We start from the raw sequence: 25335 nt of genomic DNA, 5'->3' as shown, positions 1-25335 counted from the left end.
TCAATTTCACCAATGTTAGGTGCCGGGTGCGTTGCGGATGAAAACAATCTGCTCTACTAATTCTATTTAGCACTGATTCATGGGCAGTAAACAGAAAAGGATCGTACAGCTTAGTGCGTTAGTACTTCAACAAATGTCGGTTCCGTACCATATATTGCAGTTGCTGAGTACGATGCTGTCGCGAAGTTGATATCGTCTAAATCCACTTTGCGGATCATCGGATTATCATAGGTGCAGAAGTAATATGCTTTATCTGCAATATCAACCACATTGCCATAGGCTATGATCTGTGGCTCAGGCGCAAGGAAGTCCCAATACATAGTTCCAGCGACGATCTCAGCATTGTTCACCATTGACCACGCTCGATTTACTCCCTCATCGCGTGCATCATTAGCTTTCATATTACTTGCTAGGTTATAGCTAGCATTTTGAGCAGCAAGGCGTTCTAATCGACCTACTGATTCTGTATCAAAACCAGGAAAAACCGCTTTATCATCGTCTTGGCGAGAATTTACAAGTTTGATTGCTTGTTTAGCCGTTTCTATTTGCTGCGGGAAGCTTGGGTCGTTGGTCATAACCCCTATCGTGTTTTCGTAAACCATAGGCTTGCCACCGTCTTCATGCTCTACAACTACAGCGCGTTTACCATCGTTAATGGCGTAGTGGAATGCAACTTTTACCCCGTTGAATTGCTTCATATCTTCATATGCAACAACCAAATTTTCCACTATTTCTACTGCTTCATCTGTTGATTTAGCTTGGCCTAGTAGCGTAGAAACAATAGAGAGCGATGTCGCGTCAGCTTCCGAAATTGGCATATCTGCATATTCTCCAGCCCAATACCCTAGTGCTTCAATGCTTACTCCATGCTCATTTAGCCCAGATGAAATCATTTCGGTATCACCATGGCGTATACCTACGAAACCATGCGTTGTTGTCGAATCGCGCATTTCAAAACCGCGCGGCACCACTACAAAATGTTCATCGGTTTGGTTTGGAAGTTCGTTAGTTCGACCAATATATTGGTTACCGTCGGTCGCTTCAAAATTGAAGTAAGAACAGGCTGTTGCTGTATTTGAGATGGCTCCAGCTAACACTGCAGCAGTTGCGAAGGCTAAGATTGATTTTTTCATAATGGTCACCCGATTTAATAAAGAGAGCGCTGAGGCCCGAATTGATTATTGCTTCTTGTGATGTATTATGTAGGGTACTCAGTTTTATAACAGTTCCATTGGAACGGGTTTCCCTGTTTATGTATTCCATCGTTCAATTACAAGCCTTCGTAGCAACCTGCCAACATGGCAGTTTCAAACAAGCTGCTATATCTCTGAATAAACGCGCTTCCACTGTTGCTGAACTGGTGTCCACACTTGAAGATGAAAGTGATATCAAACTGTTTGAACGACACACTAGAAAACTAATATTGACTGAAGCGGGACGCACTCTCGAACAAGTTGCCAGCGCAACTCTTCGTGAAGCAGCTCATTTTAGCTCTATGGTTAATAGTATCAATCAGCAACAACCTACGAAGTTCTCAGTCGCAATCGATAGCATGCTTACACACCCTCAAATAAGTCGCTGTTATCGAGCGGTTTTAGAAGCGTTTCCAAATATAGAGTTGGAGGTGATGACTGGCGATACCCTTCAAGTGATTGAATGGATATCGATTAAGCGTGTAGAACTTGGCCTAATATCCGCGGCATTACGCCAATTTGATGGAATGACTCAATTTACCGCTTTTAACTTTGAATTGGTCGAAGTCGCTGCCCCAACATGGTTTAACCATGGAGCGGTCGTCTCGCATGCTCAGATGCGTAACTTATTACAACTCAATTATTCACATCTTAATCAAGTAGATTTAGACAAACGGTATCAAATAAGCCATCGAGTATGTCCGGTCAACAATACGCAAGAAATACTGAATATGGTTTCTGAGGGAATTGGATGGGCAAGCGTGCCTCGCGCAATGGCACAAGATTGGATTGATAAAGGAAGGATAGTAGAATTTTCCATAGAAGGTGGGACCGGTGTCAATTGGTTTGCCGAAATCGCTCACTTATCTGAAACCGAACCTTCAATAGCAGCAGATATTTTCGTTCAAGAAATAATGACTTTAAATGTCTAAGGACGTGCTTCGTTAGAACCTATACTGACGCTGAATCTATACTGCCGCTGAATCAGGAAAACAAACGTAGCATCACTCCAGAAGTTGCAACTCGACAAAATCATTACTCAGATTTGGAGTTCCTCCCATCAATTGCAGGAGAAAATCTAACTCACCCGACTTCAGTTTTCCTTTAAATACATCTTTATCTAGGCGTTCAATTTTTAGTTTTGTATGTGGATAATGACGGCTAACAACAAGTTTGGACTCAATATAAGCAAATGGGATTAATTGCCCAATACCAATATTTAGTCAATTTTTATCAGAATCTCTTATTGCAGAAGACAACGATAAAATCCGCAAACTTTGATGGACTAACAGCCGCGCTTGCTCAAAAATATGCCCTCCGATTTCGGTAAATAATTGGCTGTTAGAACTTCGTTTGAGTAGACTCAAACCCAACTCAATCTCAAGGTCACTAATAAGAATAACTTACAAAACTATATCTTAGACAACACCTTTAATATGCATGGAATGATTGTCAATCAGGTATTGAATACGGGGCTGGCTCCGAATCAACGACAAGCCCTATTTACAAACCATTCAACGGCATTTAAATTGCGATTACCCGACAACCGCTTGGTCAATCCGAAGGTGAGAAATTACCGGGCAAAGACTTAATCATTGAGCAAACTATCTACAGTTATACCTTGGGCAGCGTCAAAATCCTGAATAAGGAACACATGCCCGTTACCTTGGAAGAAGGTAAAAAGCTCCAATCTGATTGTTCTAAACCGTAATATTCACAAGCAAGTAGAGACAAATGTTTATAAGCTGCACGAAACCCAAGTCGACTACACATTTTTTAAACGGCAAGATCGTACATCGACGTAATTAAAGTTGTAACAGTAACACCACAAAGACCCTAAGCTGCGTGTTTGTGGCTATTAGGTAAATACAGATTCGTTGGTTGTTGTTTGTAACTAAAGCTGACAGCCGGCGTACATTTCTCAATCTAAAAACGATAAAAGCGTCGTGCGTTTAAACTGAAAAAAAGCTCGCGTTCGGTGGCTGATAATCCAAGGCTTAATTGATCGAGTGCATCAATCGCTTTAGCAAAGCTGCTGAACTTCGAATCGGTAGGAAAGTTAGACGAAAACATAATTCGTTGCACCCCAAAGCACTCAATTATCCAAGCTACATACGGTTCTATTTGTTCTTGGGTCCAATCTTCGATCATGGTACCAAAGCCACCGATTTTACAACAAATATGTGGTAATGCCGCCAGTTGTTTAATTCCTTCTTTCCATAATTCAAGATCACCTAACCTTGGCATTCCCGCGTGTTCTAATACCACAGGGATATTTGGGTGCTTAGCAAATAATGTTGCCGCCGCTTTCATTTGTGGATGAAAACACATGAGATCAAAACTAAGCTGATATTTCTCTAGTAAGGCAAAGTTTTTACACCACATTGAATTGTCTAAGTAGTTCTCACTAGCCCAGCAGTAGCCTGGTTCATCTGGCAAATAATTAAGCATTTGACGAATACCGCGAGTCTGCTTATAACTGGCTTGCTTAGCTAACAAGGCTTCAACCTTTGGATCGGCTAGATCTGCAAAACCAACTAGCGCCACATCAATACCTTGGTAGTCAGGTGTTTCTATCAATTCGCTTAGGTAGTGAGTTTCGCCAATTGGATTGCTAGGGTCGTAATCTGCTTGAATATGCACCATGGCATCAACGTTGTAACCAGCACTATGCTTGCGATAGTTCTCCAGCAAATAGGTTTGAGCTAGAGTCTCTAAACCCGCTTTGCCTCCTTCAATTGTTTTATTATCCATTAACCAAGGATAATAGTGATTATCTAGGTCCCACCAGTGTATGTGCGCATCTACAATCGTTTGTGGCATACTCAAACAGCCTCTGTCACGTTCGTCAAATTGAGCTCAAAGTCGGTTTCTATGTCTTGCATTCTAGCTTTTGGCTCAATCACTAAGTTAATTATTTCACCATTTTTAACTTCACATTCTAGTGTTGTTCCCAATCCCAAATGAAGTTTGAAGTCGACATCCCAGTTTTTAGGCCAGCAAGGCAACAATACTATTTTACCGGCTTTGTCCTGAACCAGCATTTCCTGCAATTGGATCATACCGGTACCGCCCCAGTTATGGTCAGGAGTCCAGTCGTGGCCCGGTCCCCAAAAAGCGGGGAAACGTCGTCCACCATCACCAAGTTTGCAGATGAGTACTTGTTTAGCTTCTTCGACCAATCCTAAATGAGCACAAAAAATGCCATCTTGATGCCAACTAGCATAGCTACGTTGACCATAGATTTCGTTACACGAGTGTTCCCAAGTATCGCGCGCAATTTGCAAACCTTCTAAGCCAACGCCAAATTCCTGATAGGGATAAACGGGATACATCTGCGGCAATTCAACATTATTGATCTCTGCCCAGTCATAAGCCGGTGCGATCGTTGTATAACCATTGTATTGGCGATGAATAAGAGGTGGAATTTTGGATAAGCGCAACTCAAACAAGGTGCGTTGCTCAGCGCTAATATCTTCAAGTCGCAAAAGCCCTTGATAGATATTACGTAGCCCACAAGTCACATCGTTGGGATTGCTGGCTTCTTTGTAGCTTTCCAGACCACTAGACGGGAAGATATGAAGATGTCCATTTTCGTCATAGGCTTCGCGACCATCGTTAGCAGCCAGATATTCATAGTGACTAAAGAAAAACTGAGCGGCACTCTGAATAAAGGGTAAATACTCTGTTATAGATTGTTGGCTATAACGTTGGTATTCCAACATCATAAACGCAAATTCTAGCTGAGTTGAATAGTGATCGTCGCAAGAGCGGTTAATTTGCTGACCCAGGCCCATCGATTTAGGGCGTTCCCAACCGAAGTGACTACCAATAGGCAAACCAAAGTTATTAATTTGTTCCGTATAGCTACAGCCATCATGGCCGAACGCTAACTGACTTCGAAGTTCGGTGGTTTCTAAGGTGTCTTTATACCAACTAAACTGAGGTTCGAACAAATCGAAATCGCCACTTTTTAATAGCGGCCAATACAGTAAGCGTTGGTTTTGTGGGGTGATACTTCCCCCTCCCCACGCGCGATAATCGGGTCCGAAGTCCCGCTCAATTCTTAGGTTCTCGTTGGCTTCTATCTGCTGCGCACCATCTAGCGTTTTAGCCTTTTGTGCCTCAACTTCACGTACCGCACTTAAGTCTCGTTGATCTTCAACGTAGCCAACCAATCCCGAGTCGTAGGTGACTAAACCACCGTTAAATTTAAGCGGGAAATTGCCATTAACGTTAAAGCCTTGCATGAAACGAAACCAACGATAGTTCCGCGATACTTGGTCTATTTCAGCATTGATCTGTGCATCTTGCTCTTTGGCTTGTATATCTATCCAACTGCGTTGCCAAAACTTCGCCCACCACGCTTGAGTCGCTTGTTTGTGTGCACTGTAATCAAGATCATTATAAGTGCCTATAAGCTTATCTACGGCGTGATGCCAACTGGATATATCAGGAACTTGCTCACAACAGCAATAAACATCGATGCGCTGCATGTTTGGCAACGATGGACCTTTTAAACATAAGGCTTTAAACGGGGTGCCTAGGTACTCGCCTTCTCGTGAAGTTGTACCTTGCATACCTTTAGCAACCAGACTTCCGCCAAAGACTAGATCACGCTGGGGATTAAATAAATCTTGTTTGTGATTACAGAATCCTTGCTGGTCCATTTCTTTGTCGAAGGCTAGATCGGCATTATCGTTTTGATGCCACCAGCGTATGCTATTGCTGTCTTGGGTAATTACATCTTTGTGTCGAATCAAGTCTTTGGGATACATCCAATAAGCAAAAATGTCATTTCGCTCAGTAAAAATATAAGTCGATTGATCTTGGGCTTTGGAAAGTTTGTCTTCATAACGCCAGCTTTCGTATGCAACACTAAGCAACTGCTCTTTGCTTGATGAATACTCAATGTGGTAAACACTGTGACTGGTGTTTACCCAAACTAAGAAGTCAGTCTTAACCTCCTCTTGGTCCACTATTGATATCTGTATAGTCGCTTTTTGGCTATTGAGCTCTTGCTTAAAAGACGTTAATTCAGCCCAATCAGACGTGGTATTACTAATGCGTAAACGTCCCTGCTTAGGAAAGCCATTGTGTTCGTCAAAATTACCGCTTTGTTGAAAATAGACCAATAATTCGCCATTTTCGAACCAAACATTCAAGCCAATGCCACCGCCACCAATGGGCATAGAATCCTGACTATTTTGACTTGGCGTTTCCCATATCAGGCTTTGTTGCTTGAGCATTGCTATACCTCGTTACTTAACTGCACCAGCGGTGATCCCGGAGACCACTTGCTTTTGCAACAACATAAATAAAATGAGTAAAGGAGCCGAAGCTAAAACAGCGGCAGGGAACAATTGAGTTGGGTCTATTGAATAAGTTCCAAGGAAACGTACCACGGCAACCATAATGGTATATTTGCTATCGTCAGTAACAAACAATAATGGATAGACAATGTCATTCCAAACTGTAAGAGTGATAAATAAACCTAGTGTTCCTGTAATTGGGCGCAGCAAGGGCAACACTACATACCAATAGGTTTTAAGATAGCTTGCGCCATCAAGCCGAGCAGCTTCTTCGAGTTCTATCGGAACACTTTTCATAAAACTGGTATAGAAAAACACACCCAGCGGCAAATTGAGAGTGGTATACGCGATGATTAAACCTAAGTAGCTATTGAGTAGGCCCAAATCACGCATAAACAAATATAAAGGCGTTAAACCAGCGAAAGGAGGAATAACTAAACCGAGGGTCAGCAAAATATAGAGCCAGGTTGAAAGTTTATGTCTTATCCTAGCCAATGGGTATGCGGCTAATGATGACAAAATTGATACGAGCACAATGACGCTTGCTGTGATGAATATCGTATTAAAAATACTGGTACCATAATTCATGGCTTCGGCTACTTTTTGATAGTTCTCTATCAACAAACTCGATGGTAGTCCCAAAGGATCCATCATTATTTCGCGTCGAGTTCGAAACGACATGCTAATCATATAGAAAATAGGCAGTAAAATTAGTATCGCAAGCACACTCAAAAACAGGACTTGAAAACGGTCAACCCAACGTTGTTTGTTCTTTGTTTTCGTTCTTTTGCTTACACTTATTTCACCCGAACTTTGGGTTTGTAATCCTTCGCTACTCATATTCTATCCTCACGACGGCGTAGATAAGCGTTTTGAACTAATCCAATGGATGCCACCATTACAATCAATACCACTGACAAAGCAGCCGCCAATCCAAACTTATACTCATTGAACAACAGTTTTATCACCTTCAGACCTAGGGTCATGGTTGCCCCATCAGGGCCTCCGCCCGTCATGATGTAGGGGAATTCGAAACTCTTTAGAGAATTGATGGTTGCTAAGGTTATGTTAACCGTAAGTGCTGGAGCTAAAAGGGGAAATTCGATAAATCTAAAACGTTTCCAGCGGGTAGCACCGTCCATACGTGCTGCGTCTTGTAGCTCAGAGCTAATCCCTGCATAACCGGCTAAAAATATTGCAGCTGAATAGCCGATGTACATCCAAACATGCACGGCTGCTACCGCAATTAGTGCGATGCTTGGATCGCCGAGCCATATTTGTTGAACACTTTTTAGCCCTAATGCAGCTAAAGCCTCGTTAAGTCCTCCACCAAGTGGCGAGTATAGGTATTGCCAAACATAACCAGCGATCACCAGTGACACCATTGATGGGACTAACAAAGCGGTACGAAACAGACTTCGAACTTTAGGAAGACCATTGAGCATTGACGCAATCGCTAAACCAATACCGTTTTGAAAAACGACGACAAAAGCAGAATATATAAGTGTATTACTTAAGATTTTGAGGTAAACGCTGTCGGTAAAAATTGTCTGATAATTGTCTAAACCAGTCCACTTAGCTTCACCTACGCCAGAAAAAGTAGTGAAAGAAAGGCTCACACCACTAAATAATGGATAAATCATGAAGACGAGGTATATCGCAAGTGCTGGTAATACAAACCAGTAGCGTCTGTCTAGGCCGCGCATATAAAACTCCTAGCTCCGCCGCAGCGGAGCTTTTTAAGGGCGTCTACTTAGCCGCGTTTTCTTTATCGCGGACATCATCCCAACGTTTTAGGATATCGACTGGATCTTGACTTAAATCCAACATGTAAGACGTCATGCTGTTCATCGCTTCAATTGGAACATTTGCATGCCATAAACCTTCCGGGGTAAACACTGCGTAACCTTCTTCTCGGGCTGCCACATATGAGGTCGCATTCTCTGGGACACCCGAGCGGCCACCAATGATTGTCGTTACCGCAGACTCAGGAACCAAAAATGAATTTAGGATTTCGTCATCAGACCAAAAATTTATCCACTTTTTAGCTGCATCGACCTGTTTGCTGTCTTTTGGAATGGCCCATGCAGGTCCAAGTAAATCTAATGCTATTCCTTTATCACCTGATAATGCTGGTAGCGGTCCAAAACTGAAGTTTTCAGGTAAGCCATCCTTTAGGAAAGGCCCTATGTTCCAAAGCCCTTGCGGTAACATCGCTGCTCGCCCAGATTGGAAGCCAGCAATACCTACAGTCCATGGGTCGATACCCGCATTCATTTTGGCATCAAAACAACCCGCATCCGCCATCTGTTTTGTTGCCGTAACTGCACGAATAAAGGCCTCATCTTCAGCAAAATTTAGCTCGCCTGTATTAAATTTTTCAGGTCGACTGTGATCGGGTAAACCATCACCTGCTAAGCCAATTGCTATGGTATATAAACCAGGTGTCCAGCCGCTGCTAGCAGGCATGAGCATAGGCGTGATGCCTTTGTCGACTAACTTCACACAAGCTTTGGTTAAGTCGTCAATATTACGAGGAATTTCGGTGAGACCGGCTTCTGCTAACAAGTCCATATTGGCAAACATACCGATGCCGCTTAACTCCAGCATCATCATGTATAAACCTTCACCATGGTGCATCTCTGGTAATAAGGCTGGTTGCATTTTTTCAACCCAAGGCTCACCCCGTAGATCCATCAACTGGCCTTCTTCAGCCCACATATGCATAAACTCTCGGTCAACCATCATTACATCTGGTGGGTTACCACCTTGCAAACGAGCAGGCATAACAGTCGTTGTATCTGGCCGCGATATATAGGTTAGTTTAACTTCAATATCTGGATACTTCTCTTCAAACATCTTTATGATTTCTGGGAAATTTGCGATTTCACTCGCACCACCTTTCCAAGAACTCACTTCTAATTGAGTTGCAGCAGCCGCACTAAACGAACTAGCCACTAAGGCAGAGACAAGCATTGCGCGATAAGTTTTCGAGAGCTTCATGGTTCTATCCTTGTAGGGTTTTCTTAGAGTTATATGCAATGTTAACAACAAAAAAACATTGGTAGCACCAAGATACCAGAATAAGGAGGGTATTAAATAGTGGGATCGTAATTTTGTGAACAAGCTCAAAGACAGATATGAAATTAAACATAAGCAATATGCTACAAAACGAAAGCATTAGAAAGAACAGATTGTTTAAAGTTTGAGCCTAGTAACACTAATAAATTACATCGCGAAGAACAATAAAGAGCACATAGCAAAAAGCCCAGAGACTCTCCGGGCTTTGTTACAATCTAGTTTAGAGTCACTCTATTGGCTAAGCTCCTATGACGCCGCCATCTTCTCGAGTAATTATCATTACACTAGATCGTGGTTTACTGTTTCCACCATCTGGAAAGTGGGATGGTGCTCCTCCCTCTCCTGGATGTTGTACACCGACGAACATGGTTGTTTGATCTGAACTAAAACACAATCCGGTTATTTCACAAGCAATAGGCCCGGTTAAAAAGCGTCTTATTTCCCCTGTATTTGGGTCGCCACATAACATCTGGTTGTTACCCATGCCAGCAAAGTCACCTTGGTTACTGTATTTGCCGTCGGTCTGTATCCACAAGCGTCCGGACTTATCAAAACCAATTCCATCGGGGCTGTTAAACATATTGTCTGAAGTGATGTTGTTACTACCCGCATACAAAGTGTTTGGATGTACGGTTGGATTACCTGCAAGTACGTAAACATCCCAATTGAACTCTCGACTAGTATGATCACCAGCTTTTGGCTGCCATCGAATGATTTGGCCGTAATGGTTATCGGCGCGTGGATTTGGTCCACCAACAGGCTGATTTTCTTTGTTACCACGATTCTTATTATTGGTTAGTGTACAAAACACATGTTTATTATCCGGGTGGATAGCGACCCATTCCGGTCTATCCATGGTTGTCGCACCAACGATGGTCGCGGCCTGACGAGCAAATATCATCACTTCAGCTTGATCAGCAAATCCGTTTTCAACGGTAAGCCCGTTTTTACCATGAGTTAGCTCCAACCATTCGCCGCTGCCCTTGAGCTCATCCTTTTGCATACTAAATCGAGCGACATACAAGGTTCCAAATTCCAATAACTGACGATTGTTAGCATCATCACCTTCAATAAATTTGCCTTTGGAAACAAACTTGTAGAGGTGTTCACCGCGCTCGTCATCACCTAAGTAAACAACAGCGTGACCACTGTCATCTAGAGTTAGCGCGGCATTCTCATGTTTGAACCGACCCAATGCAGTTCGCTTTAATGGCGTGGCACTTGGATCCTTAGGATCAATTTCGACCACCCATCCATGGCGGTGAGGCTCATTTGGATTTTTCGCTAAATCGAATCGTTCGTCAAATTGATGCCATTTATAGCGGCTATCCTCTACGCTGACAGCCTTAACACCGTATCGAGCATAGCGTTCGTCGAGTTCTAATTTTTCATTACTTCCAAAATAGCCATGAAAATTTTCCTCACAAGTTAGATAAGTACCCCACGGTGTCTCGCCATTAGCGCAGTTATTAAATGTTCCTAGAACCTTTGTACCGCTGCTATCTGCAGTTGTTTTTAGCTGTTCATGGCCAGCAGCAGGACCTGTCAGCAGCATCGGCGTATTCGCGGTGATTCTGCGATTAAACTTACCTTGAGGATCGACGTTCCAAGCACCATTAGTCTTTCTTAATTCAACAATGGTCACGCCGTGGGCGGCTTGCGCTTTTTTAACGTCATCGGCGGTCATTTTCTTACCACCATGATCAAATAGATACTCGTAGTTTGTATATTCATTGTTTACAGCGAGTACTGCATGCCCGGCGCTTAGTTCAAATAGACTCATGCCATCGGTGTTGTCACCGAACTGACCAGCTTGGGCCATTGAGTCTTGTCGCCCGTCTTGAGCAAACTCAGGAGCTCCAGCTAAAACAGGGTCACCCCAAGACATAAGCACGTCGCTTTTATAACCTTTGGGTAGAGTAATGGTGTCGCTAGTTGATGCTGGGATATTCTCAAAGTTAAGTAGTACTGACTCAAAGGAATTCGCAATCGCTGAGCTAATTGGATTTAGACTAAGAAAACTGCCAAGTCCAAGCGCTCCACTAGTGGCTAAGAACTTACGGCGACTCATCTGGCGCTCAATCATTTGGGTAAATTGGGCTTGATTATTGTCATTGCTTTGATTGTGATCGCTCATACTATCCCTTGTTATCGTGGTCGGAAATAAAAACTCAAGATAAACAGCGATTGTTACGCTTTGGTTGCACAATTATGAATACTTAGAAACAAAGGTGGGTTTAAACCTGTTGGTTCACGTTAAATATTGACAAAGAAATACTTTTTGTGAATTAACATATGGGCATAAAAAGCAGCAGTAGCTTTATGACATGCAAAAAAAAAGGCTCTTGAAATCAAGAGCCAAATGGAAACGTGCTTGTGTGTAACCTTCGATACTAATCCCCTCGTATCAGTATCCGCCGACCAAAGCTTGAAGGTTTAAGCTACGAAGTGAGATTAGCACGGGGCACACCAATAACAAACATTTTATTAACATATGCGTTACTTTTTGAAGTGGGTCACGTTATCTTAATGATAATTCATTAGATTATTAAGTGGTAAGACCACGACGGGCACCTTAAAGGAACGATTGAAGCACTACTATCAAGTACTTGCAGTCATTGATGACTAAGTAAGAAGCATTGTAAATGTTTACTTTTTAAAGAAACTTATACAAATCTTGGGCTACGCTTAAGTAGCAGACATGCTAGAAATGGGCTGCATGTTCAAAGATTCGGCGCAAATGATGTTAGGAGATTGCTATGAGTATTTTTGACCACTATCAGCAACGCTACGAACAAGCACAAGAAGAAGAGTTAAGCCTACAAGAGTATTTAAGTCTTTGTAAATCTGACCCCAGCACCTATGCCGGAGCCGCAGAGAGGTTGCTATTGGCCATTGGCGAACCTGAACTTATTGATACTGCACTCGATCCCCAACTTAGTCGTATTTTCTCAAACCGAGTAATTTCTCGCTACCCTGCGTTTAAAGACTTTTACGGCATGGAAGAAGCGATTGAACAGATTGTTTCTTATCTAAAACATAGTTCCCAAGGTCTAGAAGAGCGTAAACAGATTCTTTACTTACTGGGCCCTGTTGGTGGTGGTAAATCGTCCTTAGCTGAAAAACTAAAATCCTTAATGGAGCACATTCCTATTTATAGGATAAAAGGCTCACCGGTAAACGACCATCCTTTCAGTCTTTTTGATGCCGGCGAAGACGGTCAAATATTAGAACAAGAGTACGGAATACCTAAACGATTTTTACGTTCCATTATGTCTCCATGGGCTGCGAAACGACTAAAAGAATATGGTGGGGATATTAGTAAGTTTAGCGTTGAAAAGTGCTACCCCTCCATTCTAAATCAACGTGCAATCGCAAAAACTGAACCTGGCGATGAGAACAACCAAGATATTTCATCTTTAGTGGGTAAAGTTGATATTCGGCAACTGGAACACTTTGCCCAAAACGACCCCGATGCTTACTCGTACTCCGGCGCTTTATGCCAAGCCAACCAAGGCTTAATGGAGTTTGTAGAGATGTTTAAAGCTCCGATAAAAGTCCTTCACCCATTGCTCACAGCAACCCAAGAAGGAAACTACAACGGAACTGAAGGTCTGTCGGCGATTCCTTTTGAAGGCATAATTTTAGCTCACTCAAATGAGTCGGAATGGCAAACCTTCAGAAACAACAAAAATAACGAAGCGTTTTTAGATAGGGTTTACATTGTTAAAGTCCCCTACTGCTTGCGCGTCAGCGAAGAAGTTAATATTTACCGTAAATTACTCGAAAATAGTGAGTTAAACACCGCAAAATGTTCCCCTAGTACATTGGAGATTTTGTCTCAGTTTTCTATTTTATCGCGACTGAAAGACCCTGAAAATTCCAGTATCTATTCAAAGTTGCGGGTTTATGACGGCGAAAGCCTAAAAGACACCGACCCAAAGGCAAAGTCTTATCAAGAGTACCGAGATTTCGCAGGTGTAGACGAAGGTATGGATGGGCTTTCAACTCGTTTTGCTTTCAAAATATTGTCCCGCGTATTTAACTTTGACCACGCAGAGGTTGCAGCAAACCCGGTTCACCTTTTCTACGTACTTGAACAACAAATAGAACGCGAGCAATTTAATCAAGAATTAGCAGAGCGTTATCTAGAGTTTTTAAAAGGATTTTTGGTTCCCCAGTACGTCGATTTTATTGGTAAAGAAATCCAAACCGCATACTTACAGTCCTATTCAGAATACGGTCAAAATATCTTCGACCGCTACGTTACTTACGCTGATTTTTGGATACAAGACCAAGAGTATCGAGACCCAGACACAGGCCAACTATTTGACCGCTCGGCACTTAACGCAGAACTAGAAAAAATTGAGAAACCAGCAGGTATTAGTAACCCGAAAGATTTTCGCAATGAGATCGTAAATTTTGTACTACGAGCTAGAGCTAATAACGCCGGTAACAACCCTGATTGGACGAGCTACGAAAAACTACGTTCAGTTATCGAGAAAAAGATGTTCTCGAACACCGAGGATTTACTTCCGGTTATTTCATTTAACGCCAAGACCAGTAACGACGACCAGCGCAAACATGATGACTTTGTCGCAAGAATGATGGAGAAAGGCTATACCAAAAAACAAGTCCGCTTGCTCTCTGAGTGGTATTTACGCGTGCGTAAGTCTTCATAGTTGTATGAGAGGTAGTCTATGGCCCATTTTATTGACCGGCGACTTAACGGTAAAAACAAAAGTGCTGTAAATAGGCAGCGCTTTCTACGCCGCTATAAAAGTCAGATTAAAGACGCTGTTCGCGAAGCAGTAAATAAACGTAGTATTCGTGATTTAGAAAGCGGAGAAAACGTCAGTATTCCACAGCAGGATATTAGCGAGCCAAGTTTTGGCCAGGGAAGCGGTGGAAATCAACAGCGCGTGCTACCAGGCAATGACCAGTTTATCCCGGGCGACCGTATCGAGAGGCCACCACCGCAGGGCTCAGAGCAAGGCAGCGGTGACGGGGACGCAAGCGACCAAGGCGAAGGTAACGACGATTTTCAATTTCAAATATCGCGCGATGAATATCTTGATATTGTATTCGAGGACTTAGAGCTTCCCAACCTACAACAAACAGACCAAGCTAGCGTAGTTGAATATAAAAGCCATCGTGCAGGTTTCACAAACGATGGCGTCGCGAGCAATATTAACATCGTTCGTTCGTTACAAAGCTCGCTTATGCGCCGGGTAGCACTCGGCTCAGGTAAACGAAAACAACTAAATGCCTTACTCGAGCAACTCACAAATGATGAAAACGATCCGAATGTACCTCAAGCTGACATTTTAGCCCTACGAGAACAAATACTAACGTTGCAACAAGCACTTAAACGCATTCCATTTATCGATACCTTCGACGTTAAATACAATAACTTTGTACAACATCCGGTACCTAGCAGCCAAGCGGTTATGTTCTGTTTAATGGATGTTTCCGGTTCGATGGATCAAGCGACCAAAGACATTGCCAAGCGTTTTTATCTTCTGCTGTATTTGTTCCTAAGTCGAAAATACAAACAAACTGAAGTTGTGTTTATCCGACATCACACCCAAGCCAAAGAAGTAGACGAACATGAGTTTTTCTATTCACAAGAGACCGGTGGAACCATAGTCTCTAGCGCCTTGAGTTTAATGCACAAAATAGTGGCTGAACGTTATCCGCTAAATCAATGGAACATATACGCAGCTCAAGCATCTGATGGTGACAATTGGGCAGACGATTCGCCACTTTGCCACCGAATAATGGACGAACAAATATTACCGATAGTTCGCCACTATAGTTATGTTGAGATCACCAAGCGAAGTCATCAAAGCTTATGGCGTGAATATCAGCGTCTAGCAGAGAGCTTCCCAAATTTTGCTATCAAAAATATCGTCGACGAAACCGATGTTGTCCCAACCTTTCGGGAAATTTTTCAAAAGCAATTAAGTCACAGCTAGAGGAACGTTTATATGGCGCAAAACTACCCGCTAGATGATGGTCCTGAATGGACTTTTTCCATGCTTGAGCAATATCACGTTGAGATTGCCAAAGCTGCCGAACATTTTAAGCTCGATACCTATCCAAACCAAATCGAAATCATCACTGCCGAGCAAATGATGGACGCCTATTCAAGTGTCGGCATGCCAATCGGCTACCATCATTGGTCTTATGGAAAACGCTTTATTCAAACTGAACAAACCTACAAACGTGGACAAATGGGATTAGCTTATGAAATCGTGATTAATAGCGATCCTTGTATATCCTATTTAATGGAAGAAAACAGTATTGCAATGCAGGCTTTGGTGATGGCGCATGCTTGCTATGGACATAACTCTTTTTTTAAAAATAACTACTTGTTCCAAGCCTGGACTGACGCCAGCTCGATTATCGACTATTTAGTTTTTGCCAAAAACTACATCCGAGAATGCGAGATAAAGCACGGAGAGGAAGCTGTAGAGCAAATGTTAGATAGCTGTCATGCCTTAATGAATTATGGCGTCGATCGTTACAAGCGCCCTAGCCCAATTTCACTACTAGAAGAACAGCAGCGCCAAGAAGACCGCGCAAAGTATTTGCAAAGCCAAGTGAACGATTTATGGCGAACTCTACCTAAACACGCACAAACCAAGGATAGCACAGCGCCTAATTTTCCAGCTCAACCTGAAGAGAATTTACTCTATTTCATTGAGAAGCATGCACCTTTGCTCGATACATGGCAGCGCGAAATTGTTCGCATTGTAAGAAAAATAAGTCAGTACTTTTATCCCCAGCGTCAAACTCAGGTGATGAATGAAGGTTGGGCAACATTTTGGCACTACACCATTATGAACTATCTGTTTGATGAAGGTATTGTCACTGAGAAAGTGTTACTTGAAGTCCTGCATAGTCACACGGGAGTGGTGATGCAAGTGCCATACAATCACCCCGGTTTTTCTGGTATAAACCCTTACGCACTTGGCTTCGCGATGATGCGCGATATCCAACGAATTTGCCAAGAACCGACTGAAGAAGATCGTCGTTGGTTCCCAGATATCGCCGGCAGTGATTGGTTGACGACAATGCATTTTGCAATGCAAAATTTTAAGGACGAAAGCTTTATCAGTCAGTATTTGTCACCTAAGGTGATGCGCGATCTAAAACTGTTCGCGATCAGTGATAAAAGTGCGAACGATTATATTGAAGTAAGCGCTATTCATAATGATGCAGGTTACCAAAAGGTCCGTGAGGCGCTTAGCTCCCAATATAATCTCAGTAATATAGAGGCCAACATTCAAGTGGTGAATGTTGATATCCAAGGCGATCGCTCGTTAACTTTGCGTTATATACCGCAGCAAGAAATTCCCCTGCAAAAGGGCTACGAAGAAGTTTTAAAGCACGTTCACCGACTGTGGCAGTTTGATGTCGTTCTACAAACTGAAGACGAGCAAGGATATCTTAAAGATTTAGCAACTTGCCCCCACAAAGCCAGCTAACTTCGTAACAGATACTTATAATTGACTAATTTGCACGCAAAGCACTCGAATAGCTTGTTGGCATATAAAACAATTATATTTTGTGGGGTTAAAGCCTCAGCAACTATTTAATTTGTATGTTGTAGTAAGTATATTGCGTGCCTTAAATCGCACAAGGGTGTGCAATTGCATTAATTCTGAGCTTTTTAAGTGCCATCTACAGCGTGTCACTTGATATAGCCCAAATTTAACTAGGTACAGGCTATGAAACGGACTTCCACTATACTGCTAGTGTCTTCTTTACTACCAATGACCACCCTTGCGGACGACCTCGATGATCTAATGAACCTAGACCTCGAGTCCCTGTCTATGCTCGACGTTGAAATGGAAAGCGCTAGTAAAACCTCACAGAAGCTTTCCGACATTCCCTCTTCCGTTTTTGTACTTAGTAACGAGCGGATTAAACGTAGCGGCTATGATTCAATAGCCGAAGTTATGACTTTAGTGCCTGGCTTTTTTAGCGCGAAGTACAACGAACAGGGTTATAACGTGTCAGCTCGAGGGTTTCACGACAGCCTATACAACAAAATGTTGGTATTAGTTGATGGCCGTAGTGTATTTAGCCCAATGTATGGCGGTGTATATTGGTCCGACTTGGATTACTTGCTACATGATATTGACAGAATTGAGGTACTTAGGGGCCAAGGTGGAACCATGTGGGGCTCAAATGCTGCTAACGGCGTAGTCAACATTATTACCAAAAGTGCCCAAGCAACCGTCGGTGCTTACGCTGAAGTGAACCTTGGTAAATATGATGAAAATGCTGTTGCACTGCGTTACGGTCATGCCTTTGATAACGACATTTATGCCCGGGTGTTCTACCAACAACGAAATGTACCCCTAACATTAAGCAATGAGGCCTATTCTCGACGCTCAGAAGTCTCAGGATTAACACTAGAGCACTACGGCACTTCAAATAAAACAACTTTCAGGTTAGGGGGAGAACGCTCTCGTTATAATGAGGATTACTCGATTTATTACGAAACACAAACCCTCGAACTTGACAGTCATTCCTACTATGCGCAGTTAAATCATGAACTAACTCAAGCCAACGGTTCAACACTTAATACCTCTTTGTATATGAATTATGACCAAGACGATGATCTCTTTAGTTCAGGTAATTATCGTACCTATGATTTCGATACCAATTATCATTTTGAAGCAAATAATCGTAGCGACATTACCATCGGCACTGGCTTGCGCCATTTAGACCTGCATTTTGATAAAGGAATTGGTTCGGCGGATTATCCCGAATACGGTGTCCTTTATGGATTTACCGAAGAACTTGACATAAAAGACACTATTTTTAACGCTTATATACAAGCCCAATCACAATGGAGTGCGGCTTTTTCCACACTGATTGGGATTAAAACAGAATACCTAGATCGCAGTAACAAATGGGAGTTATCACCTCAGATTCGCGGTTTATATAAGTTCAATGATACCCATGCAGTTTGGTCTGGTTACTCGAAAATGAGCATGCTGCCCTCTTACTTCGATACCGATACAACATTTGTAGATGACTACACCTTTTACCGACCAAATCCGCATCTAGCAAATGAATCGGTTGAAACCCTTGAAGCGGGTTACCGCTTTACACCCAATTATCAGTTTTATGCCGATTTAACCGCTTTCATCTCGGATTATTCAGATCTTCGTTCGTACTATTACACTGGAGAGTATACGGATAATTACCTAGATATAGTTGTACCTACTAACGACTATCTTGCTAAAACCAGAGGTATCGAAGCATCTTCCTTCTATAAACACAGTGATAGCCTAGAATTCTATTTAAGCTATAGCTTTCTGACACTAGAAGGCAGTTGCGCAAGCTCAGTTCCAAGTGATGAGTGCTGGGTTGATTACGACATTGGCCTAGATAGCCAACATTTAGCCAGTCTTCAGATGTTGTGGGAAATAAACCACCAATGGCAGTTTGATGTTGTTACAAGGTACCAATCGACTCGTTTCCCGGAAATTGCCGATTCTTTTAGTTACGATGACTATATCAGCTTTGATGCTAGACTAGCATGGCAACATCAACCAGCTCTACCACGGCTTGAACTTATCGGTCAAAACATAGGTGGAAGCTCTACTATTGACTCATGGCAACATTATCAAAATGAACCGCAAGTTCGTGCTCGAATTTCACTCGAGTTTTAAGCATGCATTACTTAGTATAGTTTTACTAAGTTTCGCAGCTACTAGTTTTGCCCTCGCCGCTCCCTATAAGCCGCATGAGGTCAAGGCCGCCTACCTATATCAAATTGCTAACTTCGTAAAATGGAGCAATGAATCTCAAAAAACTAAACTCTATTTTTGTATCCGTGATGACCAACAATTAAGCCGCACCTTCGTAACTATCACCAAGGGGAAATCTATCCGCGGCTTGGATATTGTCACTAACGAACAAGGTCGGCCTTGTGATGTGCTTTATGTATCCAAAACAATTGTTGATAGTGAGCTGTCAGCACAAACTGTGACCGTAAGTAGTAAAAAAGGTTTTGCTAAAAGTGGTGGAACGATAGAGCTGCGCCAAATCAAAGACAAAATCCAACCCATAGTCAACTTAAAAGAAAGCAAGTCTGATCGCTTTTCGATTAGTAGTAAGTTTATGCGAATCTCTAAAATTGAGAGAGGTAGCTAGATGAAATTTATTTCTCTACGTCGACGCATAGTTTTTCCTTTATTTGCATCCATTTTAGGCTTGTTTATCGTATTTCAGCTGGTAAGCGACTACAACTATCGTAAAGAAGCTGAACACAGTTTGATTAGCCATATAGAGGTGCTAAGTAAAGGCGTTGCAATTAATTTAAGCGCTGCAGTCCTATTTGAAGATCAAGATGCAGCCTTAGAAGTGATGGATACATTTTCAGCCGATCCACAAGTGTTATATGCGGTTTTATCACTGAACAATCAACCGCATTTTTCACAGTACAGTGCTAGTTCAAATTCTGTCTATGAATTCCCACCTTTAGTCGAACAAAATTTAGCAAGGCAACGAAGCTTCATTTATCAGCGTGAGCTCTTTAGCCAAGTGCCCGTGATGTTAGGTGCAGATAAACTTGGTACATTAACAGTGGTGGTTAATGCGCAAAGCTTATTTGACTGGAGTAATGCTTTGCGGCAAGCCATATTCTACTTAGTTTTGTGCGCCCTCACGGGTTTGTTTCTCTATTATCGTATTAACTCCCACGTTATTGCGCCCGTCGAGAAACTGAACTCAGCAGTGCGTGGCTTAAGTGGAACCAAACAACAATGGCAAGCTGTAGATACCCATGCCAACGATGAGCTTGGAAATCTAGTTCAAGGCTTTAATAACATGGGCGAAGAACTCACCAAACAAGGCATTGAAATCGAACAGACACTAGAAAGACTAGAACAAGAAAAAGCCTATGCTAACGAAGTTATTGAGTCCGCTCAGTACGCCTTAATCGTTGCTGATAGTTTCGGCACTATCAAATTAAGCAATATAAAAGCCTTAGAGTTATTTGGTCAAAGTAGGCCTCAACTAGAAGGTAATTCAATTAGTAACTATCTTCAATTTGAAGCAGAAAAACTTCAAGATGCACTCAAACAATCAAGCTTTTTGATAGGAGCTAGAACCCAATTCGAAAGATCTTCTGGAGAGAAGCGACAACTGAGGGTCACCAGCAGTGAACTACCACACATTGGTTGGAGCCTATTCACAATAGAAGACGTCACCGAACAGGAAAAACATCTGCAGCGCCAACAATTAATGGCACGGGTTTTTGAAAATAGCCAAGATGGCATTTTAGTTCTTAATCCTAAGTTTCAGATCACAATGACCAATCCTGCTTTCGTGCAATTACTTGGCTACTCAGAGATAGAACTAGTTGGTAAAACACTCGACGATATAACGCCATGGCATCAGCTTAGAAACCTTTTACACACTGCAAATGACAGTTTAAAAACGTTTAACATGTGGCAAGGAGAGGTTTGGGAAGAACACAAAAGTGGTCGTTCAATTCCGCTGTCGGTAAAAGCAAATCCTCTAGTATCCAACAACAAAGAACTTGGCAATGACATCGTGCTAATCGTTTCAGATATTAGTAATGTTAAAGAAGTAGAGCGTCTAGAATATCTCGCCCATCATGATAGCTTAACGGGTTTGGCCAATCGCGCCCAGCTGTACGGGAGTCTTGAGTCAATTATAGCCAAAGGACAATTGGGAAGCTTCGCTATCATTTACATGGATTTAGACGGATTTAAAGCCATCAATGATAACCATGGTCATGTCGCAGGTGACGCTGTGTTAAAAACAATCGCTGTTCGAATGCAACAATTGGTTAGGAACCAAGACCTAGTTGCTCGTTTAGCCGGAGACGAATTTGTAATTGTTCTTCGTCATACTGACAATTCGGGAGCAGATCACCTTGCAAAAAGAGTACTTGAGACGGTTGCGCAGCCCATAATTTTTGAAGGGCTCGAGTTAAAGGTAGGCGTGAGCATCGGTGTGCATATGACTCAGCGTAACATACCAGAAACCTCAGAGCAGGTGCTACGCTCTGCAGATAAAGCCATGTATAGCGCTAAAGCAAAAGGAAAAGGAACCGTGGTTAGCTTTTTCCAGTCCGTGCGTTAAATTTGAACAATTTTGAATAAACAAACCCATTTTTAATCATTTTTGCATCGCCAACACCAAGCAACCTTATGTATATATTTCACCTTCACTGACAATACCAATCCTACTCACTATTTAATCAGCTAGTCGATTACTATCACTTATATCAGCGTCAAAAACGCTGTCATTAGGCCAAGTAATAACTGCAATTTTTCCTAGATTTAAGCAATTTCATATACAACTAATGAAGCCCATCTACTCTGTAGGAATAGTCGACGAACCAACAGCATTTGGTTTTGCGCGAGGCCTGAAAGCACGTGCAATATGAAACGCAAAAGCAAAATACACGGGAACACAACTAATCTGTAGCAGCCGAAGCCACAATTTATCGTCGAAGCTTGACGGATCGGTAACAATCGTTGAACCAATAAGCACCAAAATGGGATTAAGTGCTGAACTATGAGCAGCACCATTAGCGCTAAGGAAAATTTTGTAGCCAAAATAAAGACAAACAAAAGCCATAACCACAGTAAAAAACCCGACATGTGGCACCATTTGCAATACAACCATAATGATCGCTGCGTAGACACAAGCAACGGTATTAATCGAAAGTGACACCAGCGAAGCTTTAATGCTGCTAAACGCTGTTGGGTTTTGCAAAAAAAGGACCGCAAAACACAGTACCAAGACATTGCTCATTTCGTTAAATAGATAAAAATAAACTAGCAACGGGCTTAGTATCACCGTACTCGTTAGTGCGTCTCGTGATGCCTTTGATTTATCGATTGCTGGCTTTTTAGGTTTTGTTATGACCTTATTCGCACTACGACTTATGGGATTAGGAAAAACAGTGTGACACAACCAAACTAAAGACAAAGCTAAAAACAGATTCCATACGAAGCCAAGGGTAAAGTTTAAGGCAAGGTCTCTGAAATTAACCCCCATCATAGGAATAATGCTAAGACCAACCATTAACATGATCACCAACAATGGGTTTTGCCCGGTGTTTCCCAAGTAATACGCAAAGTACAAACCACTGAGTACCAGTAATAGGCATAATATTGGGATATGGGCAGTCGCGACCGCAATCAACAACCCAACAGACAAAACTGCCGCAACTCCCAAGGTGATAAGTCGAATTGATGCCCAGGTTAAAGGCTGACTTGGCGGACCTAAGAACATCGCCACAAACAATGGCGCTATAAAGGACAAAGACCATTGAAAAGTGCTACTAAGTACTAAAGCTATTGTCACACCAAAGGTAAAGCGAATTATTTTAATCAAGTATGGGTTTTGTCGCCAATTTACAGCGCCCGTACTAGTAGACATAGTTAAGCCAGCTCTTTATTCGAATACTAAGCTTGGCTAAGTATTTAGTAAGTGCTGCCTTTTGTGTATACACAACCACATCGGCTTGACCACCAAAACGTCTCAATCCATGCGCTTGGTTCTCATCGAACCGAATAACAACCGGAAAACGTTGCGCCGCGCGAAACCATCCAGCTTGATTGGCGATAGTTGGTAAACTACCGATCACATCTGTTTGCCCATCAGAGACCCCAAAACCTATAGATACCAGCTCGCCTTTAAACAGCTGACCTGGTGCGCTATCTAATATAATCTCGACCGTATCCCCTGCTTGCATATTGCCGAGGTTATTCTCTCGAAATGACGCTTCTAACCAAACATCTCGCGTTGAAATAAAGGTCATCAAGGCTTGACCTACGCTTGCGTAATGGCCTACATCAATTTGTACATTGGTTATGCCACCATCACTGGGAGCAATGATTTGGGTATTTCTAAGGTCTAAACGTGCTTGTCCAAGCTGTGCCAAAGCTAACTGGAGTTTTGGGTTTTCATCCCCTGCTACACCTAACTGTTGTTTGGCCTTCGATAATTCGGCCTCTGCTTGTTGCACTCTGGCATTGGCTTGAGTTACTTTCGCCCGAGCACGGTCGATGTCAGCTTGTGGAATAACCCCCGTGTCTTCAACTGCGAATAAACGATTGGCGTCAGCCAAAATAGATTGATAATCACTACGGCTTTGAATTAATGCTGATTGCGCTGATGAAACACTCGCGGTACCGGCACCAACCTCCTGGCCAGCCAACTTCAGATTAGCTTCAGCTATTTGAATGGCTAACTCATAACGCTCAGGCGCAATTTCAGCTAACACATCCCCTTTTTTGACCAGTTGATTGTTCACCACCGTAATGTTGTTTAATTGCCCACTAACTTGAGCTGACAACGGGATGAAATAGCCCTCAACTCGGGCTTGGTTAGTTGTCGGTGTTAAGCGCTCCGAGCCGACATACCAAAACAAAATCAACATCGATAACGCAATTAAAACGTACAATGCGCGCTTGCTGGTTTTAGCCGCGACTATGTCGTTATCTTGATCCACATTATCTAGATTTTGAGTCGCTTCTTCGTCTTGGTTAGCTTTATTCTTTGCTGGAGATTTAGGAGTGCTCACGTTCTACCTCTTCTGATGTTTGTGGATGTTCACCTTCAAGCCAAGCCATAAATATGGTGTAGCCTAAAGCTAAGAAAACAGCACCGACAAACAAGCCAAGAATTCCTGCCAACAGCATGCCACCGATAGCACCTAATAGAATGACTAGCATCGGTATTTCCATACCGCGACCTAAAAACATGGGTTTAAGAAAACCATCACTCGCGCTAACAACTAGTGACCAAATAAGGAAAAGCACCGCCGGTGTGCCCGGTGAAACTGAAAACACATAGGCCGCCATTGGCCCCAAGATGATGATTGGCGGAAGTTGAGAAATAGCCAATATCATAATAATTAAACCAAAGATTGCAGAACCCGGGATACCAACCAAAGCCATACCAATGGTCGCTGCCACCGCCTGAATTGCGGCTACTCCAATGACACCTGTCGCCACACTTTTTATCGTTTGACTCACCAGCGTAACTAAATTTGGCCCATGAGCCCCAGCTAAACCACTGGCGACAATTGAAGCAAACTTTGAGCTTTCTTCTGCTTTAGTTAGGAATATTCCAGCAATAATTAACGAGAAAACAAAAGCAAATGCACTACCAACAATACCTCCAACGGTGCCGACCATCGTACCAAATATGTCTTTAATAGCTGCGGCATGGGTAATTAAGGTCGTTTCCAAATTTCGAGAAGCGGCTAGCCAAAAATTATACAAATCTGGACCGAAGACCGGCCATTCTTTAACGCTCATTGACGGAGGTGGGACTTTAAGCTCACCAGATGTTGCAAGTTCAAAAAAATGACTACCATGCTCCCACGAGGCCGTTCCAAATAATGCTAAGGGTAAAATAATTAGCGAAATACCAACCAAACTGATCAGCGTTGCACTGAGTTTCAACCGTCCGCCTAAACTGCGAGCAATCTTAAGGTGCAATGGGTAGAGTGATATCGCTAAGATCATGCCCCATATGACCGGAATGGTAAACGGTTTCACAATTAGAAAGCATACATATAGCATTAAAAACAACAACGCTAATTGTATCGCAGACACTAGAAAATTAGGTTTGGGCATCGATGACATATTGTTATCCTTCACAAATTTTAGATACGACTACGCGACTAGAACTGTCTTAGTATGGACTATATTATCAACAAATTTATTAATGAC

Annotated in this window: 17 protein-coding genes; 7 read left to right on the top strand and 10 right to left on the bottom strand. The window is 42.5% G+C overall.

All coding sequences use genetic code 11. The features are described from left to right. Positions 1 to 110: 110 nt before the first annotated feature. Positions 111 to 1133, bottom strand: coding sequence for a linear amide C-N hydrolase (locus DBZ36_RS04755; protein ID WP_120353776.1), 1023 nt, complete (start codon positions 1131 to 1133; stop codon positions 111 to 113). A gap of 119 nt (positions 1134 to 1252) precedes the next feature. Here DBZ36_RS04755 and DBZ36_RS04750 point away from each other — a divergent pair, with 119 nt between their 5' ends. Further along, positions 1253 to 2125 carry a LysR family transcriptional regulator gene (locus DBZ36_RS04750; RefSeq protein ID WP_120353775.1) on the top strand — a complete coding sequence of 291 codons (873 nt, stop codon included), beginning with the start codon at positions 1253 to 1255 and terminating at the stop codon, positions 2123 to 2125. A 994-nt stretch (positions 2126 to 3119) separates the two neighbouring features. Here DBZ36_RS04750 and DBZ36_RS04745 read toward each other — a convergent pair. From DBZ36_RS04745 to DBZ36_RS04720, 6 genes are all read right to left on the bottom strand, one after another. After that, positions 3120 to 4016 (bottom strand): amidohydrolase family protein, encoded by an 897-nt coding sequence (locus DBZ36_RS04745; RefSeq protein WP_120353774.1) that lies wholly within the window; start codon positions 4014 to 4016, stop codon positions 3120 to 3122. Positions 4017 to 4018: 2 nt separating this feature from the next. After that, positions 4019 to 6442 (bottom strand): DUF5703 domain-containing protein, encoded by a 2424-nt coding sequence (locus DBZ36_RS04740; protein ID WP_120353773.1) that lies wholly within the window; start codon positions 6440 to 6442, stop codon positions 4019 to 4021. Positions 6443 to 6454: 12 nt separating this feature from the next. Beyond that, positions 6455 to 7345, bottom strand: a complete 891-nt coding sequence (locus DBZ36_RS04735; RefSeq protein ID WP_120353772.1) for a carbohydrate ABC transporter permease — start codon at positions 7343 to 7345, stop codon at positions 6455 to 6457. Continuing rightward, positions 7342 to 8211: a carbohydrate ABC transporter permease gene (locus DBZ36_RS04730; protein ID WP_199711771.1), complete on the bottom strand. Its 870-nt coding sequence runs from the start codon at positions 8209 to 8211 to the stop codon at positions 7342 to 7344. The genes DBZ36_RS04735 and DBZ36_RS04730 overlap by 4 nt, the downstream gene beginning before the upstream one ends. Positions 8212 to 8254: 43 nt before the next feature. Continuing rightward, entirely contained in the window at positions 8255 to 9508 is a 1254-nt protein-coding gene (locus tag DBZ36_RS04725; RefSeq protein WP_120353771.1) for an ABC transporter substrate-binding protein, read from the bottom strand. A gap of 316 nt (positions 9509 to 9824) precedes the next feature. Then, complete coding sequence (locus tag DBZ36_RS04720) at positions 9825 to 11723, bottom strand: PhoX family protein (protein ID WP_120353770.1); 1899 nt, start codon at positions 11721 to 11723, stop codon at positions 9825 to 9827. Positions 11724 to 12345: 622 nt separating this feature from the next. Here DBZ36_RS04720 and DBZ36_RS04715 point away from each other — a divergent pair. From DBZ36_RS04715 to DBZ36_RS04690, 6 genes are all read left to right on the top strand, one after another. After that, positions 12346 to 14268, top strand: coding sequence for a PrkA family serine protein kinase (locus DBZ36_RS04715; protein WP_120353769.1), 1923 nt, complete (start codon positions 12346 to 12348; stop codon positions 14266 to 14268). Positions 14269 to 14286: 18 nt separating this feature from the next. Then, a complete protein-coding gene (locus DBZ36_RS04710) occupies positions 14287 to 15564 on the top strand; it encodes a YeaH/YhbH family protein (RefSeq protein WP_120353768.1) in 1278 nt (425 codons plus the stop codon). A gap of 12 nt (positions 15565 to 15576) precedes the next feature. Next, positions 15577 to 17079, top strand: coding sequence for a SpoVR family protein (locus DBZ36_RS04705; RefSeq protein WP_120353767.1), 1503 nt, complete (start codon positions 15577 to 15579; stop codon positions 17077 to 17079). A gap of 243 nt (positions 17080 to 17322) precedes the next feature. Beyond that, the gene (locus DBZ36_RS04700) at positions 17323 to 19281 is read left to right on the top strand and encodes a TonB-dependent receptor plug domain-containing protein (RefSeq protein WP_120353766.1); all 1959 of its coding nucleotides are present in this window, start codon (positions 17323 to 17325) and stop codon (positions 19279 to 19281) included. Next, positions 19241 to 19765, top strand: coding sequence for a YfiR family protein (locus DBZ36_RS04695; protein ID WP_120353765.1), 525 nt, complete (start codon positions 19241 to 19243; stop codon positions 19763 to 19765). Before DBZ36_RS04700 ends, DBZ36_RS04695 begins: the two co-directional genes overlap by 41 nt. Beyond that, entirely contained in the window at positions 19766 to 21724 is a 1959-nt protein-coding gene (locus DBZ36_RS04690) for a diguanylate cyclase domain-containing protein (protein ID WP_120353764.1), read from the top strand. A 234-nt stretch (positions 21725 to 21958) separates the two neighbouring features. On the opposite strand, the gene DBZ36_RS04685 is transcribed toward DBZ36_RS04690, so the two are convergent. The 3 genes from DBZ36_RS04685 to DBZ36_RS04675 are packed head-to-tail and all read right to left on the bottom strand — an operon-like array spanning position 21959 to position 25248. Then, positions 21959 to 23032, bottom strand: coding sequence for a DUF2955 domain-containing protein (locus DBZ36_RS04685; RefSeq protein ID WP_120353763.1), 1074 nt, complete (start codon positions 23030 to 23032; stop codon positions 21959 to 21961). Beyond that, positions 23022 to 24179 carry an HlyD family secretion protein gene (locus tag DBZ36_RS04680; protein ID WP_233558097.1) on the bottom strand — a complete coding sequence of 386 codons (1158 nt, stop codon included), beginning with the start codon at positions 24177 to 24179 and terminating at the stop codon, positions 23022 to 23024. The genes DBZ36_RS04685 and DBZ36_RS04680 overlap by 11 nt, the downstream gene beginning before the upstream one ends. Continuing rightward, complete coding sequence (locus DBZ36_RS04675; RefSeq protein WP_120353762.1) at positions 24166 to 25248, bottom strand: AI-2E family transporter; 1083 nt, start codon at positions 25246 to 25248, stop codon at positions 24166 to 24168. Before DBZ36_RS04675 ends, DBZ36_RS04680 begins: the two co-directional genes overlap by 14 nt. Positions 25249 to 25335: the final 87 nt, after the last annotated feature.

The sequence above is a fragment of the Alginatibacterium sediminis genome (genome assembly GCF_003610775.1).
Lineage (GTDB): Bacteria > Pseudomonadota > Gammaproteobacteria > Enterobacterales > Celerinatantimonadaceae > Alginatibacterium > Alginatibacterium sediminis.
The sequence above is the reverse complement of the archived record's forward strand: the minus strand, read 5'-3'. Positions and strand labels throughout refer to the sequence as shown.

Bases quoted from the DNA above. Each gene is read 5' to 3' on its own strand.
- DBZ36_RS04755 (WP_120353776.1), bottom strand. From the start codon at position 1,133: ATGAAAAAATCAATCTTAGCCTTCGCAACTGCTGCAGTGTTAGCTGGA.
- DBZ36_RS04750 (WP_120353775.1), top strand. From the start codon at position 1,253: ATGTATTCCATCGTTCAATTACAAGCCTTCGTAGCAACCTGCCAACAT.
- DBZ36_RS04745 (WP_120353774.1), bottom strand. From the start codon at position 4,016: ATGCCACAAACGATTGTAGATGCGCACATACACTGGTGGGACCTAGAT.
- DBZ36_RS04740 (WP_120353773.1), bottom strand. From the start codon at position 6,442: ATGCTCAAGCAACAAAGCCTGATATGGGAAACGCCAAGTCAAAATAGT.
- DBZ36_RS04735 (WP_120353772.1), bottom strand. From the start codon at position 7,345: ATGAGTAGCGAAGGATTACAAACCCAAAGTTCGGGTGAAATAAGTGTA.
- DBZ36_RS04730 (WP_199711771.1), bottom strand. From the start codon at position 8,211: ATGCGCGGCCTAGACAGACGCTACTGGTTTGTATTACCAGCACTTGCG.
- DBZ36_RS04725 (WP_120353771.1), bottom strand. From the start codon at position 9,508: ATGAAGCTCTCGAAAACTTATCGCGCAATGCTTGTCTCTGCCTTAGTG.
- DBZ36_RS04720 (WP_120353770.1), bottom strand. From the start codon at position 11,723: ATGAGCGATCACAATCAAAGCAATGACAATAATCAAGCCCAATTTACC.
- DBZ36_RS04715 (WP_120353769.1), top strand. From the start codon at position 12,346: ATGAGTATTTTTGACCACTATCAGCAACGCTACGAACAAGCACAAGAA.
- DBZ36_RS04710 (WP_120353768.1), top strand. From the start codon at position 14,287: ATGGCCCATTTTATTGACCGGCGACTTAACGGTAAAAACAAAAGTGCT.
- DBZ36_RS04705 (WP_120353767.1), top strand. From the start codon at position 15,577: ATGGCGCAAAACTACCCGCTAGATGATGGTCCTGAATGGACTTTTTCC.
- DBZ36_RS04700 (WP_120353766.1), top strand. From the start codon at position 17,323: ATGAAACGGACTTCCACTATACTGCTAGTGTCTTCTTTACTACCAATG.
- DBZ36_RS04695 (WP_120353765.1), top strand. From the start codon at position 19,241: ATGAACCGCAAGTTCGTGCTCGAATTTCACTCGAGTTTTAAGCATGCA.
- DBZ36_RS04690 (WP_120353764.1), top strand. From the start codon at position 19,766: ATGAAATTTATTTCTCTACGTCGACGCATAGTTTTTCCTTTATTTGCA.
- DBZ36_RS04685 (WP_120353763.1), bottom strand. From the start codon at position 23,032: ATGTCTACTAGTACGGGCGCTGTAAATTGGCGACAAAACCCATACTTG.
- DBZ36_RS04675 (WP_120353762.1), bottom strand. From the start codon at position 25,248: ATGTCATCGATGCCCAAACCTAATTTTCTAGTGTCTGCGATACAATTA.